Genomic DNA, 14,350 nt, shown 5'->3' on the forward strand with positions numbered 1-14,350 from the left:
GCGCCGGCCGAGGCCCCGGCCAGGGCCGCGACCGCCGCCCGGAGCGCGGGCGGCGCCGGACGGCCCGCGGTGGCGGGACGGCTGCCGGGTCGCGTGGCGGCCGCGGTGTTCACGGCCGGGCCGCGGCGCCGGAGTCGGCGAGTTCGGCGAGCGCCTCGACCGCGTACCCGTCGTCGGCGTCCGGTTCGTCGTCGGCGAGGAAGTGCTCGGCCCGCGCGCCGAGCGCGTCCAGCACCCGGTCGAGGTGGTCGGTGGTGTGGGTGGCCATGAAGCTGAGCCGCAGCCGCGGGGACGCGGCGGGCGGCAGGACGGGGTTGGTGTAGACGCCGGCGTCGATGAGCTCCCGCCACAGCAGGAGGGTCTCGATGGTGCCGCGGGTGCGCAGCGGGATGACCGGGGTGGCGCTCTCGCCGGCGCTGATGCCCCGCTGGGCGAGGCCGGCCCGCATGTACTCGGCGTTCTGCTGGGCGCGTTCGGCCCGCCACGGCTCCTCGCGCAGGATGCGCAGGGCGGCCAGGGCGGAGGCGGCGCTGGCCGGGGTGGCCGAGGCGCTGAAGATCAGGCTGCGGGCGTGGTGCTTGAGGTAGTGGATGACGTCCTCGTCGCCGACGACCGCGCCGCCGAGGGAGGCGAGCGACTTGCTGAACGTGACGGTGATGAGGTCGACCCGGTCGGTGAGGCCGAAGTAGGAGCAGGTGCCGCGGCCCTTGTCGAGCACGCCGAGGCCGTGGGCGTCGTCGACGATCAGGCGCGCGCCGCGCCGCTCGCACACCTCGACGATCTCCGGCAGGGCGCAGAGGTCGCCCTCCATCGAGTACACGCCGTCGACGACGACGAGCTTGCCGGCGCTGTCGGGGACGGAGGCGAGGACGCGGTCGAGCGCGGCGGGGTCGTTGTGCCGGAAGCGTCTCAGCTTGGCGTCGCTGAGCCTGCCGCCGTCGACGATGGAGGCGTGCGCGTCGCGGTCGGCGAAGACGACGTCGCCGCGGCCCGCGAGCGCGCTGATGGTGCCGAGGTTGGCCTGGTAGCCGGTGGAGATGACGGCGGCCGCGGGCTTGCCGTAGAAGTCGGCGAGTTCGGCCTCCAGCTGGTCGTGCAGGGCCAGGTTGCCGTTGAGGAACCGGGAGCCGGTGCAGGAGGTGCCGAACTGCTCCACCGCCTGGGCGGCGGCCCGCTTGACGCGCGGGTCGGCAGTGAGGCCGAGGTAGTTGTTCGACCCGCACATGACCAGTTCGCGGTCACCGAGCGTGACCGTCGTGCCCTCGTTGCCGGTCAAAGGCAGGAAATACGGGTAGATGCCGGCCGCCATGGCATCGCGGGCGGCCGTGTAACCGGAGACTTTCGAGAATATGTCCACCATATTTCCCTCGAATTCAATGGGCGGTGCCCCGGCGGGCCCGGGCGCCGTGCTTTACCGGCGCGCCGAACACGAAATGTCATGGACACCCGACCGCGGACGGGCAGGTGAAAGTGCCATGGGTGCGGGAGAGTGGCCCGGGCTGGGGACGGCGCGCCGTTGCGCTGTGCCCGGGCTCGGTGCACCCCGTCGTGCCGATGCTCGGCAGACGATCGACGAAGGATGGGTGTGCGGCGGTCGGCAGGGTCAACGCCCAGCGTGGGATGACTGCTTGGCTGCTCGCCAGTCAGTGCGGGAAGGGTCGTCCGCAGTCGTGCCGACCCTTGCCGGACCCGTGTGGGCGCAGCCGGAACCGCATGGCTCGCAATGATCCCCCGTGGATGTCGAAGAGCGTTCCCCCCGGCCCGGGTGAATTCCCGGACCGCCTTTTCGATCATCGTGCGCAGCAAACATGAGGCCGCAGACCGGTGGAGCTTCCGCCGTTTCTCCGCCGTCGGCCGAGGAAACGAAAGCATGCGCGATGGAGGCTGTCAACAACCATTCGGCGGTGGCGTGTTGGGGTTTCTGTCTGGTACTCGCCGGTCTGCTAGGCTGCGTCCGACCGTCTGGACGGTTTGTAACACGGAGAGAGGGAACCACCGGTGCGTGATCAACTGCTCGACGCCGTCGAGCGGCTTCTGGTGCGCGGGGGCGTCGACGCGGTGCGCCTGGACGCCGTCGCCGTCGAGGCCGGCGTGAGCAAGGGCGGGCTGCTGCACCACTTCCCCAGCAAGCGGGCGCTCGTACAAGGTGTCGTCGAGCGCCTCGCGGACCGGTTCGAGGCCGTACTGCCCGGTCCGGACGCGCCGGCCGGCGCGTTCGCGCTCGCCTGGCTGGACGCCAGCATCCCGGCGGAGTCGCCCGCCGGGGACACCAGCGGCGCCGACCAGGTGCCGGTCGCCCTGCTCGCCGCGGCCGGCGGGCCCGAGGTGCTGGACGTGCTGCGGGAGCGCTACGACCGGTGGCAGCGGCGGCTCGTGGACAACGGACTGGATCCGGCCGTCGCGACGCTCGTCCGCTTCGCGGTCGACGGCTGGTGGACGTCCCGGCTGCTCGGCCTCGCCACCCCGCACGACGACCTGCACCGACGGCTGCGCGGACTGATCGTCGAACTCACTGGGCAGGGAGACGGGTTCACGCAGTTGGTGGCCCCGGGCAACCGGGATTTCACGTAGCGCACGCGCCGGCTTCACGCCGCACGGCCCGAATCCACCCTTCGCGAGTTCACGGCAACTTAACCGTGGGGCGGACGATTTAACACCGCATCAGCTGAGCACGACCCGAGTTCACACCGCACGGAGCCGGACGATCGAGGGGGTCGCCCGGCCGGTCGACCCGGACGGGACCATCCCGTCCGGCCGAGTCACCACCATGACGGGGGACGGACGGCATGACGGCATACCTTCTGGTCGGAGCGGCGATCTGCGCCGAGGTCACGGCCACCCTGGCGCTGCGCGCCTCGCACGGTCTCACCCGGCTGATGCCCAGCGTGGTCGTCGCGATCGGTTACATCGCGGCGTTCGTGCTGCTCGCGCAGGCGCTCAAGTCGCTGAACGTGGGCCCGGTCTACGCGGTCTGGTCCGGCCTGGGCACGGTCGGCGCGCTCGTCGGCGGGGTGGTCGCGTTCGGCGAACCGGTCAAGCCCGCGTCGGTGGCCGGGGCGGTGCTGGTCGTGGCCGGCGTCGCGGTGATGTATCTCGGCGGGGGAATGAGTCACGAATGACGGTATGACCCGCGACGGAGGAGTCCCCATGCGTGCCACGCCCGCCCCGAGCCCGGTGCTGCGCTTCACGAAGGCGTCGATGCTCGTCACCGACGTCGGCTTCCTGGTCTACTGGGCGGCCACGCTGCTGGCCCTCGTCCCGGCCGAGTACGCGTACAAGGACTACGACAACCCGGTCCTGAGCGACTGGAACTACTCGTTCGTGCTGCTCGACGTGCTCGCGAGCGCCACCGGCCTCACCGCGCTGCGGCTCGGCCGCTGCGGCGCGGCGGGCGGGGCCCGGCCGCTGATGCTGGTCTCGCTCGCGCTCACCAGCACGGCCGGGCTGCAGGCGGTCGCGTTCTGGGCGCTGCGCGGGGACTTCTCGGTGACCTGGTGGCTGCCGAACCTGTTCCTGCTGCTCTTCCCGGTGCCCGGAATCGTGCACCTCGTGCGGCGGATGGCGGTCGAGGCGGGCCGGACGCCGGCCTGAACCCGCCTGCCCGGTCGGCCCGTTGGACGTGATGACGGTGTTCTCCGCGGCACCGTCAGCCGTGCTTCAGGTAGTCGAGGGCGCGACGGATGGGGGGCTCCTTGCCGTGCGGGACCAGGTGGCGGTGGTACTCGCGGGCCAGCGAGGGTGGAAGCGTCCCCGCGATGTCGACGGCGCGCCGGACGGTACGGGCCGCGCCGTCGACGTCACCGGCGGCCAGGTGGGCCTTCACGCCGTCGAGCAGCCAGCGCCCGGTGAAGGTGGACGGGCCGCCGGACGGCGGCGCGGACCCGGACGCCGCCACCGCGTCGAAGTGGTGCGCGGCCTCGTGCGGGCGGCCGAGGAACAGCGAGGCCGTGCCGTGCGCGGCGGTGAGGATGCGTTCCAGGTTCCTCGTCCCGGAGCTCTCGCCCGGCGCCGGACGGCCGCCGGTGGCGGTGAGGGCCCGGCCGGCGAGGTACAGCGCCCGGGCGACGTCGTCGGCCCGGCCCAGGCGGGCGAGGGCCAGCGCCTCCTGGCTGTGCAACTGGCTCGCCGCGGCAGGCCGGAGGCCGGGCCCGACGGCGCGGGCGGCGGCTATGGCGAGGAGGGCGTCGGCCGGATCCCCGGCGATGGTGTGGCAGTACGCCAACTGCCGGAAGGCCACGACGAGGAGGGGAGCGTCTCCGGCGGCTCCGGCCGCGCGGATCGAGACGAGGGCGTGGCGCTCCGCGCGGGCGGCCTCGTTGAGGGCGTTGCAGAGCCACGTGCAGAGCTGGGCGGTGCGGGCGGCGAAGCGGTAGAGCCGCCGACGGGTCCGGTGGTCGTGCTGCGCGGTGGCCAGCAGGTGGACGACCAGCCGGTGCTCGGCGTGGGCGGCGGCGTACAGGCTCTCGGCCGGCACGAGGGTGCCGCCGTGGTGCTGTTCGAGGGCGGTGACGCGGGTCTCGATCCACTCCAGTTGTTCGTCCGCCGGTCCGCACCCCGGCCGGTCGGAGTGTGCTGCGGACTCCGTCGACCGGGCGACTGCCGCGCGCAGTTGGGCTCGCAGGGCGGATCCGGTGAGGAGCAGGGCCGACGGCCCGGGCGTGACGGGGTGGTGGACGGAGCCTGCCAGGGCGAGCAGCGCCCCCTCGTCGGTGTGGGGCTGGTGGAGCAGGGCGGCGTCGCCGGTCGCCAGGTGGAGCCAGTGCGGCCAGCCGAGCAGGTAGATCTCGCGGGCCGGAATGCCGTGGATGCGGGCCATGGCCAGCTGGGCGGTGTGCTCGGGCACGGTGCGGCCGGACTCCCAGCGGGAGACCTTCTCCCGGCGGGCGGCCATCTGCCCGAGGCCGAGTGCGGCGTGGGTGCGTGCGACGAGGCCGGCGTACTCGGGCTGGGACAGGCCCAGCGCCGCGCGCAGCACGAACAGAGGGTGTGTCAACGAAGGCGTCCCTCGGAGGGGTCGGGAGCCGCCGGGGGCGGGATACCCCGGGCCGGGCAGTGGATCCTAGGCAGGTCCGTCCGTGTGCTCCCAGGCGTGGAGGCACCCCCGGGGCATGGCCGACGGCCTTGCGGCGCACGGCCGTTGTGTGGCCGGCTGTGTGGCCGGCTGTGTGGCCGGCTGTGTGGCCGGTTGTGCTCGTACGACGCGGGGTGACCGGGCGGTGGCAAAAGGAGAAGGAAGCGAACCGCCGTCGGCGTCCGCAAGGCGCTGTGAAGCGCTACTCGTGGTCGCCGTCGGCTGATTCGATGGGCCGGGCCCCGGCGTCGTCGCGGCCGTTTTCGACTTCGCTCTTCGTCATCGAACTTTCGTGCGATGCGGTGTCCCGCAGGAATTCGAGGGCGCGTCGGACGGCCGGCTCCCGTCCGTGGGCGGACAGCCGGTCGCGGTATTGACGGGCGAGTCCCGGCGGGAGCGTTCCGGTGACGTGGACGGCGCGGTGCACGGCGACGGCCGCGGAACCGAAATCGCCGACGGCGAGATGGGCGTCGACGGCGTCGAGGAGCCAGGAGCCGGTGTGCGGTGACGGGGCGCCGGCCGGCGGTGCCTGGAGGGAGTCCACGAGGACGCGGAAGTGCGGCTCCGCCTCGTGCGGTGCGCCGAGGAGCAGTGCGGATCGGGCGCGGGCGACGGTGACGGTCAGCCGGTGCGGGGCCGCGCCGAATGGGGTGGCGCCGAACGGGGCCGCGCCGAATGGGGTGGCGCCGAACGGGGCCGCGCCGAATGGGGTGGCGCCGAACGGGGCCGCGCCGAATGGGGCTGCGCCGAACGGGGCCGCGCCGAACAGGATGTCGCCGGCCGCCGGGGTGGCCGAGGCGGCCTTTCCGGCGCGGTCCAGCGCCCTGGCGCTGCCAGCGGCGTGCCCCAGTCGGGCGAGGGCGAGCGCCTCTGTGCAGTACAGGGCCGTCATGGTGCCCGGCGACGGCCGGGTACCGACGGTGCGGGCCGTTCGGACGAGCGCCAGCGCGTCGACCGGGTCGCCCCCGACGACGTGGCGCGCGGCGAGCCGGGCCGTCGCGACCGCCGCGAGGTCGGGCTCCGCCGCGGCGGCGGCCGCGCGGACGGCGGTGAGGTTGTGGCGCTCCGCGCGGGTCTCCTCGCCGAGGGCGCTGCTCAGCCAGGCGCAGACCAGTGCGGTGCGGGCGGCGAACCGGAAGAGCCGCCGGGCGGCCGGGCCGTCGTGGCCGTGGGCACCGATCAGGCGGACGACCAGGCGGTGTTCGGCGTGGGCCGCGCCGTACAGCGCGGCGGTCGGCAGGTACGTGCCGCTCTCGTGCCGTTCGAGTGCCGACGTGCGGGCCCCGATCCAGCGCAGCTGCTCGGCGGACGGGCCGGTGTCGTGCGGGCTGGTGTCGTGCGGGCTGGTGTCGCGTGGGCCGGTGCCATCGGGATTCCGGTCGGCGTCGGTGGTGGCGCGGACGAGTGCGGTCCGGAGGTGCGTGGCGAGCGCCGCGCCGGTGAGGAGGAGCGCCGCCGGGCACGGCGCCTTCGGCAGGTGCAGCGCGCTGTTCAGGGCGAGCGCGGCGCCCGCGGCGGTGTACGGCTGGTCCAGCAGGACGGCGTCCCCGATGACCAGGTGCAGCCAGTGCGGCCAGCCGAGCCGGTGCACCTCGGGGGCGGGGACGCCGTGGTGGTGCGCCATGGCCAGTTGCGCGGTGGGCTCGGGCACCGTGCGGCCCGATTCCCAGCGGTGCACCTTCTCGCGGCGGGCGGCCATCTGCCCGAAACCGAGTTCGGCGTGGGTCCGTGCGACGATGCGGGCGTATTCGGAAGGGGAAAGCCCTTCCGCGGCCCGGATCAGGGCGAGGGGGTGCGCCAAGGATGCAGGATTCAAGTGTTCAGGACCTCGTGGGGGAGCCGCTGCCCGGCTCCGGCAGGGGATTTTAAAAAGGTCCTTCAGGAATTGGCCACACACTGAGGCAACCCGGAGGCACGCCCCTGAGCATTGCCGTACGGGAGGGGACCGGGTAGTGGAGTCCTCACGAACTGACCGGAATACCGGCCGATGCGATTCGGCCCGCCGCGATTCGACCGATGCGATCCGGCCGGACGCGATTCGGCCGGCAGCGGGCCGGCGCGACCCGGGGTGGTCGGGCCGCGCCGGCCGGGTGCTCAGGAGCGGTCGGCGGTGACGACGTGGTAGTCGAGCAGGCCGTCCCGCCAGGCACCGACGAAGTTGCGCGACCAGTGCCCGGCCGGGACGACGTCCGCCAGGTAGCGGTCGAAGCCCGGCCACACGTCCGCGCCGATCGACTCCGCGGTGACGCCGGTGAACCCGGCCGCCGCGAGGTCCGCCGTGAAGCCGTCGAGCGGGTGGGCCACGTCCAGCCCGTCGGCGAAGCTGCTCAGCAGGAGGCTCAGCCGCTCGGCGGCCTCCGGGCCGGCGGCGGCGAAGAACGTCGTCACCACCAGCCGCCCGCCGGGCCGCAGCACCCGGGCCGCCTCGTGGGCGAAGCCCGTCAGCGCGCGGAAGTGCTGGGCCGCCTCGACGGAGTAGAGTCCGTCCAACGCGTCCGCGGGGAAGGGCAGTTCCTCGGCCGCGCCGAGGCTGTAGGCGAGCCGGTCCGGGTAGGTGGCGAGCGCCTTGGCGTTCACCGTGCGGGCGCGCTCGATCTGGTCCGGGTGGATGTCGACGCCCGTCACGGCCGCGAATCTGAACTCGCGCAGCGCGAGCGCGGCGCCCAGTCCGCGCCCGCAGCCGACCTCCGCCAGCCGCAGCTGGTCGCGGGGTTCGGGGAAGGCGCGCAGCACCCTCCGGTACAGCTGCTCCTGGCTGTGCACCCGTTCCTCCGGCGTCGGCGCGGCGAGGTCGATCCCGTGCCAGTCGCCGAAGTTGATGAAGCCGCCCGCGAAACTGGCGGCCCGGCTCAGGTCGCCCGTGCCGTACGTCCGGTGCACGGTGGGAGGGATCCGGCTCTGGTCCATGGAGTCCTGCCTTCGGTGGGTCGTCGGTCCGCAGGGTCGTTGCGCGCGCCGCTCGTCCGGCGCGCCGCGGTACGTACCCAAACCGGTGCGGATGTGAACACGGTGCAGTCAAGTGGTCACGGAGAGGTGTCGGAGAAATGCGGTGCCCGTGGGGCCGCCGTCGGCTACAGTCCGCCGTGATCTCGCGGACCGAGGAAAGAAGTGACGACGTGGACACCGACAACCGCCCCAAGCCCCCACTGGTCGGAGGCGAACGCGAGACGCTGCGCGCGTTCCTCGACTTCCACCGCGCGACGCTCGCCATGAAGTGCGAGGGCCTGACCGACGAACAGCTGCGCCTCCAGTCCAGCCCGCCGTCCACCCTCACCCTGCTCGGGCTGGTGCGGCACATGGCCGAGGTCGAGCGCACGTGGTTCCGGCGGGTCATCGGCGGCGAGGACGTCCCCTTGGTCTGGTCGCCGGAGGGCGACTACCAGGCCGCGTACGACGCCACCGGCGCCACCCGCGACGAGGCCTTCACCGCCTGGCAGGCCGAGGTCGAGCACGCGCGCCGGATCGAGTGCGAGGCGGAGTCCCTGGACGTGACGGCTTACCAGCCGCGCTGGGGGGAGACGGTCTCGCTGCGCCTCGTGATGCTCCACCTCATCCACGAGTACGCCCGGCACAACGGGCACGCCGACTTCCTGCGCGAGGGCATCGACGGCACCGTAGGGGCATAGGGGCATAGGGGCGTAGGAGGGAAAGGCGTAGGGGGGAAGGTGCAGGGGGTAGGGGCGTACGCGGCGGTTCGCCGGAGTGGCGGGGATCACAGCGGCCTTCGCGTGTGCGGCGAAATGCGGCGGCCGTCGGGATGGTTGGCACGGGCAACCGTTCACGATTCCGTGCACACCCCCGGTACCCACGAGGAACCCCATGACCGTCACCGAGCCCGCCGCGTCCGCCGACCCCGCCGCCCGCGCCGCCGGGATCCTGTCCCGGCCCGTCACGATCAACGGGCTGACCGTGCCCAACCGCATCGTGATGGCGCCCATGACGCGCCGGTTCTCCCCGGGCGGCGTGCCCGGCGAGGACGTGCGCTCGTACTACGCCCGGCGCGCCGCCGCGGGCGTCGGCCTGATCGTCACCGAGGGCACGTACGTCGGCCACGAGTCGGCCGGCCAGGCCGACGACATCCCGCGCTTCCACGGCGAGGAGCAGCTGGCCGGGTGGGCCCGGGTCGCCGAGGACGTCCACGCGGCGGGCGGCACGATCGTGCCGCAGCTCTGGCACATCGGCATGGTCCGCAAGCAGGGTGACCCGCCGGTCGCCGGCGCCCCCGCCGTCGGCCCCTCCGGCATCCGCCTGGACGGTACCGAGGGCACCGGCCGGGCGATGACCCGCACCGACCTCGACGACGTGATCGGCGCCTTCGCCGAGGCCGCCGCGGCCGCCGAGCGCATCGGCTTCGACGGCGTCGAGCTGCACGGCGCCCACGGCTACCTGATCGACCAGTTCCTGTGGGCCGGGACGAACCGCCGCACCGACGCCTACGGCGGCGACCCGGTCGCCCGGACGAAGTTCGCCGCCGAGATCGTCGCCGCGGTCCGCGAGGCCGTCTCGGCGGAGTTCCCGGTGATCTTCCGCTACTCGCAGTGGAAGTCGGAGAACTACGACGCCCGTCTCGCCGGGACGCCGGAGGAGCTGGAGGCGATCCTCGCCCCGCTCGCCGAGGCCGGCGTGGACGCCTTCCACGCCTCGACCCGCCGCTACTGGGTCCCCGAGTTCGAGGGCTCCGACCTCAACCTGGCCGGCTGGAGCCGCAAGCTCACCGGCCGCCCGGCCATCACCGTCGGCTCGGTCGGCCTCGACGGCGACTTCGTCCGCGCCTTCATGGGCGAGGGCGCCCCCGTCCAGGGCATCGACGACCTGCTCGACCGCCTGGAGCGCGACGAGTTCGACCTGGTCGCCATCGGCCGCGCCCTCCTCCAGGACCCGGAGTGGGCCGCCAAGGTCCTCGCCGGCCGCTTCGACGACCTCCGCTCCTACGACGCCGCCGCGGTCCGCACGCTCAGCTGACCTCCGCGCACGGCACGAGGCCCCGACCGTTCGCGCGGTCGGGGCCTCGTGCGTGCGGACGGTCGGGGCTCCGTGTGTGCGGACGGCCGAGGCTTCGTGCGTGCGGACGGTCGGCGCTCCGTGTGTGCGGACGGTCGGGGCCTCGTGCCGCGGGCGGAGCTCACCAGCCGAGGAGGTGGGTGCCCTCGCCGAGCGCGGTCAGGATCGTTTCGGCAGCGGCCTCGGGGGTGCCGGGGGCGTCGGCTTCGAGGGCCACGTAGTGCAGGGCGGCGCCGGTCGTCCGGCTCTCGCGGCGGAAGGTGTCGAGGGCCGGCGGCGCGGCCGGGCACTCCACGACGACCTGGTAGCCGCCGGTCGCGTACGCGAACGCCGCCTGTGCGGCGGCCGCCAGCGCGGTCGCGCCCTGGCGCTCGGCCCCCGGCGCCCCGGGGGCGAGCCGGCCCCGGCGGATGACGCGCAGGAAGTCGTCCGTCCGCAGGTGGACGCTCGGGTGCAGCTCCTCGGCGAGCAGCGCGGCCACCCGGCTCTGTCCGGCGCCCGACGGGTCGACGAGGACGACGACACCGCCGGCGCCCCGGCCGCCCCCGAGCTCCGGCCCACCTACGGTCGTACGGTTCACAGCTGCTGATCCCTTCGCGGGCCGGGGACGGTCGGGTAGCCGGGGCGAGGCGGTCGGAGTGCGAGCGGGCCGGTCGGCCCGGATGCGGGTGACCACCCGGATCTGGACGGCCATCCGGATCTGGACGGCCATCCGGATCTGGACGGCCATTCGGATCCGGATGGTGGCCCGGATCCGGGTGGCGACCCGGATGCGGACAGCCGACCGCCTCGTCCCTACGACTGATGCTTTCGGGGATCAACCTAGTCCACCCGGGTGCCCCGAGTCGTCCCCCGTCCGGCCCGGGACCGCACCCGGACACGCCCTAGCGGTCCTCGGCGCGCAGCACGATCGGGTTGGTCAGGGCCGCCATCGGGCCCCACGGCAGGTCCTCGCCCATCGTGTTGCCCCGGCCCGGCGACCCGTCCGCCCTCGGGTGGCGCACCTCGGTCCGGACGTACGCGGCGAGCGAGGCCGTCGTCCGCCACACCACCGTGCCCGAGCCGCCCGCGGGCAGCGACTCCTGGTGCATCTGGCCCTCGTCGGTCAGGAACCGCACCGTCCCGCCCGGCACCCCGGACACGGCGAGCCGCACGTCCAGCGGCGCGTCCGCCGGGACGGCCAGCTCCTCGCCGATGCCGGCCTGCCGGCCGTCCCCGGTGACGGTGAACTCCAGCCGCACGGCCGCCGATTCGGCCAGCCAGCTGCGCCCGGCGCGCAGCCCGTCGAGGACCGCGTCCCGGGTGAGGTCCTCGGCCAGCACCACGTTGTGCGGCAGGCCGATCACCTGCGGGGCGCTGTGCGCGTCGCTGTTGCCCATCGCCGGCAGCCACGACCGGCCGTCCCGGAGGGCGACCGCGAGGCGCGCGTCCCACGTGTCCACGGCCGACTCGTCGTCGTACGTCCAGGGCCCGTTCCACACCTCGACCGCGTCCGCCTGCTCGTAGCCGAACTTCCACTGGCACGCGACGTACGGGCAGTACGGGTGCGCGGGCACCACCAGGCCGCCGGAGCGGTGCACCTGGCGGACGAAGCGGGGGAAGGCCTCGTCGCGCGAGCGGTAGCGCCAGTCGACGAACTCGCCCGCGGGGAGACCGAGCGCCAGCCAGTGGCCGTTGCGCGTGGTGATCTCCTCGCCCGGGACGATCAGCAGGTCGGGGCCGGCCAGCGGGCCCCACACGGCGTGCGAGGAGCTGGTGTTGTGGTCGGTGGAGATGATGAAGTCCAGGCCGGCGGCGCGGGCCCCCGCCGCCACCTCCTCCGGCAGCCTCCGGCCGTCCGAGTGCACGGTGTGCAGGTGGCAGTCGCCCCGGTACCAGGCGCGGCCGCGGCCCCGGGCCCGCTCGGCCGGGTACGACGGCGTGAACTCCGGGCCCGGCTCGCCGAACCGGAGGGTGACGTCGACGCGGTAGTCGAGGCCCTGCGGCGCGACCTGGTACGGGCCGAGCACCACGTGCCAGGTGCCCGCGCCGATCGGGCCCGGCAGGTAGCCCGGGGTCGCGGAGTCGCTCGCGATGCGGAACTCCGTGCGGAAGCCGCCGGACCAGCCGCGGAAGCCCGGGCCGCCGAGGTCCGTGCCGCGCTCGTCGAAGACGCCGATGTCGCACGAGTTGCCCGGGGTGCCGGCCGGGACCGGGGGTTTGTCGTAGGTGTAGGACACGGCGATCTCGCGGACGCCGTCCGGCACTTCGACGGGGAGGTAGACGAAGTCGGGGGAGCCGGTGGGGAGGTGGCCGGTGAGGGTGAGGGTCTGATCGGTGGTCCGGGGCGCCTCTGCCGCTGCTGCGGCGGCTGGGGTGGCTGGGGTGGTGGCCGCGGCCGCGGTGGTTAAGCCGAGGGCGGTGGCGGCGCCGGTGGCTAGGCCGGTGGCTAGGCCGGTGCGGAGGACGTCGCGGCGGGCGGGGTGGCGGTCGGGCTCGGGGTGCTGGGGGTGCTGGGGGTGCTCGGGCTGTTCGGGCTGTTCGGGGGTGGCGGGCATCGGGCTCTCCGGTGTCGGGCGGGGTCGGCTTTGCCCACGCCCCTACCCGCGGCGGTGAACCCCGGGTGAGCCGGGCCCCACGGCGGCGGGGCGGGCCGGTGAAAGCGGGCCCGGCCTCGCCCGGCGGGCCGTGTCGCTACGGCGGGGGCGGGTTGCGGCGGGCGAGGATCGACCGGTTCATAGAAGCAGACGGTCAGGCAGTCGGATCATCGTGGAGGTCGGTGTGTCACTCAGTCGGCGGGCCCTGCTGGCGGCGATGGCCGGGAGCACGCTGGCGGGGTGCGGGGCCGCGAAGGGGGGCGTGGGGGCGGCGTCCGCTTCGGTGGGGGCGGGTTCTGTGGGGGCGGGCTCGGCGGGGGTTGGTTCGGTGGGGGTGGGCTCGGTGGGGGTTGGTTCGCCGTCTGCGTCCGTTGCTGTTTCACCGACGGCCACTGCCTCTGCCGTGCCGCACGAGCTCACCAGGGCGGAGGCCGTCGCCCGGTACGGCGGCGCGGCGCCGACCGAGTGGGGGCTGGACGTCGCCGGGGTGACGGGCGAGCTGCCCGCCGGGCAGCAGGCGACCGCGCTCACGTTCGACGCCTGCGGCGGCTCCGGCGGCAGCGGGTACGACGCCGACCTGATCGACTTCCTGCGCGCGCACGCGGTGCCCGCCACACTCTTCCTCAACGCCCGCTGGATCGACGCCAACCCCGCCGAGTTCGAGCGCCTCGCCGCCGACCCGCTCTTCGAGATCGGCAACCACGGCACCGTCCACCGCCCGCTCTCCGTCACCGGGCGCTCCGCCTACGGCATCGCCGGCACCCGGGACGTCGGCGAGGTGTACGACGAGGTCGCCGGCAACGCCCACAGGCTCACCGACCTGCTCGGCCACCCGCCCCGCTTCTTCCGCTCCGGCACCGCCCACTACGACGACGTCGCCACCCGGGTGGTCGCCGACCTCGGGGAACGCGTCGCGGGCTTCACCGTCAACGGCGACGGCGGGGCCACCCTCACCGCCGCCGAGGTCCGGCAGGAGGTGGCGGCGGCCCCGCCGGGGTCGATCGTCATCGCCCACATGAACCAACCGGGCGGCGGCACCGCCCGCGGCTTCGCGGCGGCCCTGCCCGGGCTGCTGGCGGCGGGGCGGCGGTTCGTGCGGCTGTCGGACGTGTTCTGACGGGCTCGTTTTTTGACGGGCTCGTTCTCAGGTTCTGACGGGGCCCGTCCTCAGGCGAGGCGCAGGCCGTCGGGGAGTTCCTCCTCGATGATCCGCACCAGCCAGTCGAACACCGTCGGGCCGCGGCCCGCCCGGGCCTCGGCGAGTTCGGCGGCCACGTGTTCCCGGTTGGTGGGGTGGCAGCGGGTGAGGCGGTGCTCCAACTGGCGGACGGTCTCGGGGTAGCCGAGATTGCGCCGCGACACCTCGTGGTGCTGCCACTCGATCGCGTAGTCGCCGTCGTCGGGGGTGCCGAAGCCGCCGCGCAGGCAGTCGGCGAAGGCGTCGAGGTTCTTGCCGAAGTAGCCGCCGCAGCCGATGGATTCGCCTACGACCTTCCAGAAGTCGTCGAGGTTGCCGACCAGGGAGCCATCGATCACATAAGTCACGGTCACATGGTGAGGATAGTGCGGGGAGGGGTGGTGGGGGGTGGGGGTTTTCGGGTGGGGGTGGGTTCCGCTGCGCGGGGCTTGGGGTGCGGGGTGGGCTTTCGGGTGGGTGGGGGGTGCCGGGGGTGGCTGCGGGGGTGGCCGCTCCGGGGGCTGG

The 14,350-nt window shown here is 74.1% G+C and carries 13 protein-coding genes; 6 read left to right on the forward strand and 7 right to left on the reverse strand.

The genetic code is table 11. From position 1 onward, the window contains the following. Positions 1-109: 109 nt before the first annotated feature. The gene (locus tag ACFVU9_RS43950) at positions 110-1,360 is read right to left on the reverse strand and encodes an aminotransferase class I/II-fold pyridoxal phosphate-dependent enzyme (RefSeq protein ID WP_380443250.1); all 1,251 of its coding nucleotides are present in this window, start codon (positions 1,358-1,360) and stop codon (positions 110-112) included. Between the two features lie 638 nt (positions 1,361-1,998). Here ACFVU9_RS43950 and ACFVU9_RS43955 point away from each other — a divergent pair. From ACFVU9_RS43955 to ACFVU9_RS43965, 3 genes are all read left to right on the forward strand, one after another. Further along, positions 1,999-2,571, forward strand: coding sequence for a TetR/AcrR family transcriptional regulator (locus ACFVU9_RS43955; protein ID WP_380443252.1), 573 nt, complete (start codon positions 1,999-2,001; stop codon positions 2,569-2,571). A 215-nt stretch (positions 2,572-2,786) separates the two neighbouring features. Beyond that, a complete protein-coding gene (locus tag ACFVU9_RS43960; RefSeq protein ID WP_218200045.1) occupies positions 2,787-3,119 on the forward strand; it encodes a multidrug efflux SMR transporter in 333 nt (110 codons plus the stop codon). Between the two features lie 28 nt (positions 3,120-3,147). Further along, positions 3,148-3,591 carry a DUF5360 family protein gene (locus ACFVU9_RS43965; protein ID WP_380443254.1) on the forward strand — a complete coding sequence of 148 codons (444 nt, stop codon included), beginning with the start codon at positions 3,148-3,150 and terminating at the stop codon, positions 3,589-3,591. 55 nt (positions 3,592-3,646) lie between these two features. On the opposite strand, the gene ACFVU9_RS43970 is transcribed toward ACFVU9_RS43965, so the two are convergent. The 3 genes from ACFVU9_RS43970 to ACFVU9_RS43980 form a co-directional block, all read right to left on the reverse strand. Beyond that, entirely contained in the window at positions 3,647-4,993 is a 1,347-nt protein-coding gene (locus ACFVU9_RS43970) for a hypothetical protein (RefSeq protein ID WP_387603438.1), read from the reverse strand. A gap of 280 nt (positions 4,994-5,273) precedes the next feature. Continuing rightward, positions 5,274-6,872: a hypothetical protein gene (locus ACFVU9_RS43975; RefSeq protein WP_387603440.1), complete on the reverse strand. Its 1,599-nt coding sequence runs from the start codon at positions 6,870-6,872 to the stop codon at positions 5,274-5,276. A 293-nt stretch (positions 6,873-7,165) separates the two neighbouring features. Continuing rightward, positions 7,166-7,978, reverse strand: a complete 813-nt coding sequence (locus ACFVU9_RS43980; protein ID WP_387603443.1) for a class I SAM-dependent methyltransferase — start codon at positions 7,976-7,978, stop codon at positions 7,166-7,168. Between the two features lie 209 nt (positions 7,979-8,187). Here ACFVU9_RS43980 and ACFVU9_RS43985 point away from each other — a divergent pair, with 209 nt between their 5' ends. Next, positions 8,188-8,697, forward strand: coding sequence for a DinB family protein (locus ACFVU9_RS43985; RefSeq protein WP_380443261.1), 510 nt, complete (start codon positions 8,188-8,190; stop codon positions 8,695-8,697). A 193-nt stretch (positions 8,698-8,890) separates the two neighbouring features. Then, on the forward strand, positions 8,891-10,033 hold the full coding sequence (locus ACFVU9_RS43990) for an NADH:flavin oxidoreductase (protein ID WP_380443263.1): 1,143 nt from the start codon (positions 8,891-8,893) through the stop codon (positions 10,031-10,033). 160 nt (positions 10,034-10,193) lie between these two features. Here the strand turns inward: ACFVU9_RS43990 and ACFVU9_RS43995 are convergent, their stop codons facing one another. Then, the gene (locus tag ACFVU9_RS43995; RefSeq protein WP_387603447.1) at positions 10,194-10,802 is read right to left on the reverse strand and encodes a hypothetical protein; all 609 of its coding nucleotides are present in this window, start codon (positions 10,800-10,802) and stop codon (positions 10,194-10,196) included. 154 nt (positions 10,803-10,956) lie between these two features. Beyond that, a complete protein-coding gene (locus ACFVU9_RS44000; RefSeq protein ID WP_387603450.1) occupies positions 10,957-12,609 on the reverse strand; it encodes a CehA/McbA family metallohydrolase in 1,653 nt (550 codons plus the stop codon). Between the two features lie 442 nt (positions 12,610-13,051). On the opposite strand from ACFVU9_RS44000, the gene ACFVU9_RS44005 reads away from it, so the two are divergent. Next, positions 13,052-13,765: a polysaccharide deacetylase family protein gene (locus ACFVU9_RS44005; RefSeq protein ID WP_387603453.1), complete on the forward strand. Its 714-nt coding sequence runs from the start codon at positions 13,052-13,054 to the stop codon at positions 13,763-13,765. Between the two features lie 50 nt (positions 13,766-13,815). Here ACFVU9_RS44005 and ACFVU9_RS44010 read toward each other — a convergent pair whose 3' ends face one another. Continuing rightward, positions 13,816-14,199, reverse strand: coding sequence for a barstar family protein (locus tag ACFVU9_RS44010; protein ID WP_380443271.1), 384 nt, complete (start codon positions 14,197-14,199; stop codon positions 13,816-13,818). Positions 14,200-14,350 lie beyond the last annotated feature (151 nt).

It is taken from the genome of Kitasatospora sp. NPDC057936 (assembly GCF_042887525.1).
GTDB lineage: Bacteria > Actinomycetota > Actinomycetes > Streptomycetales > Streptomycetaceae > Kitasatospora.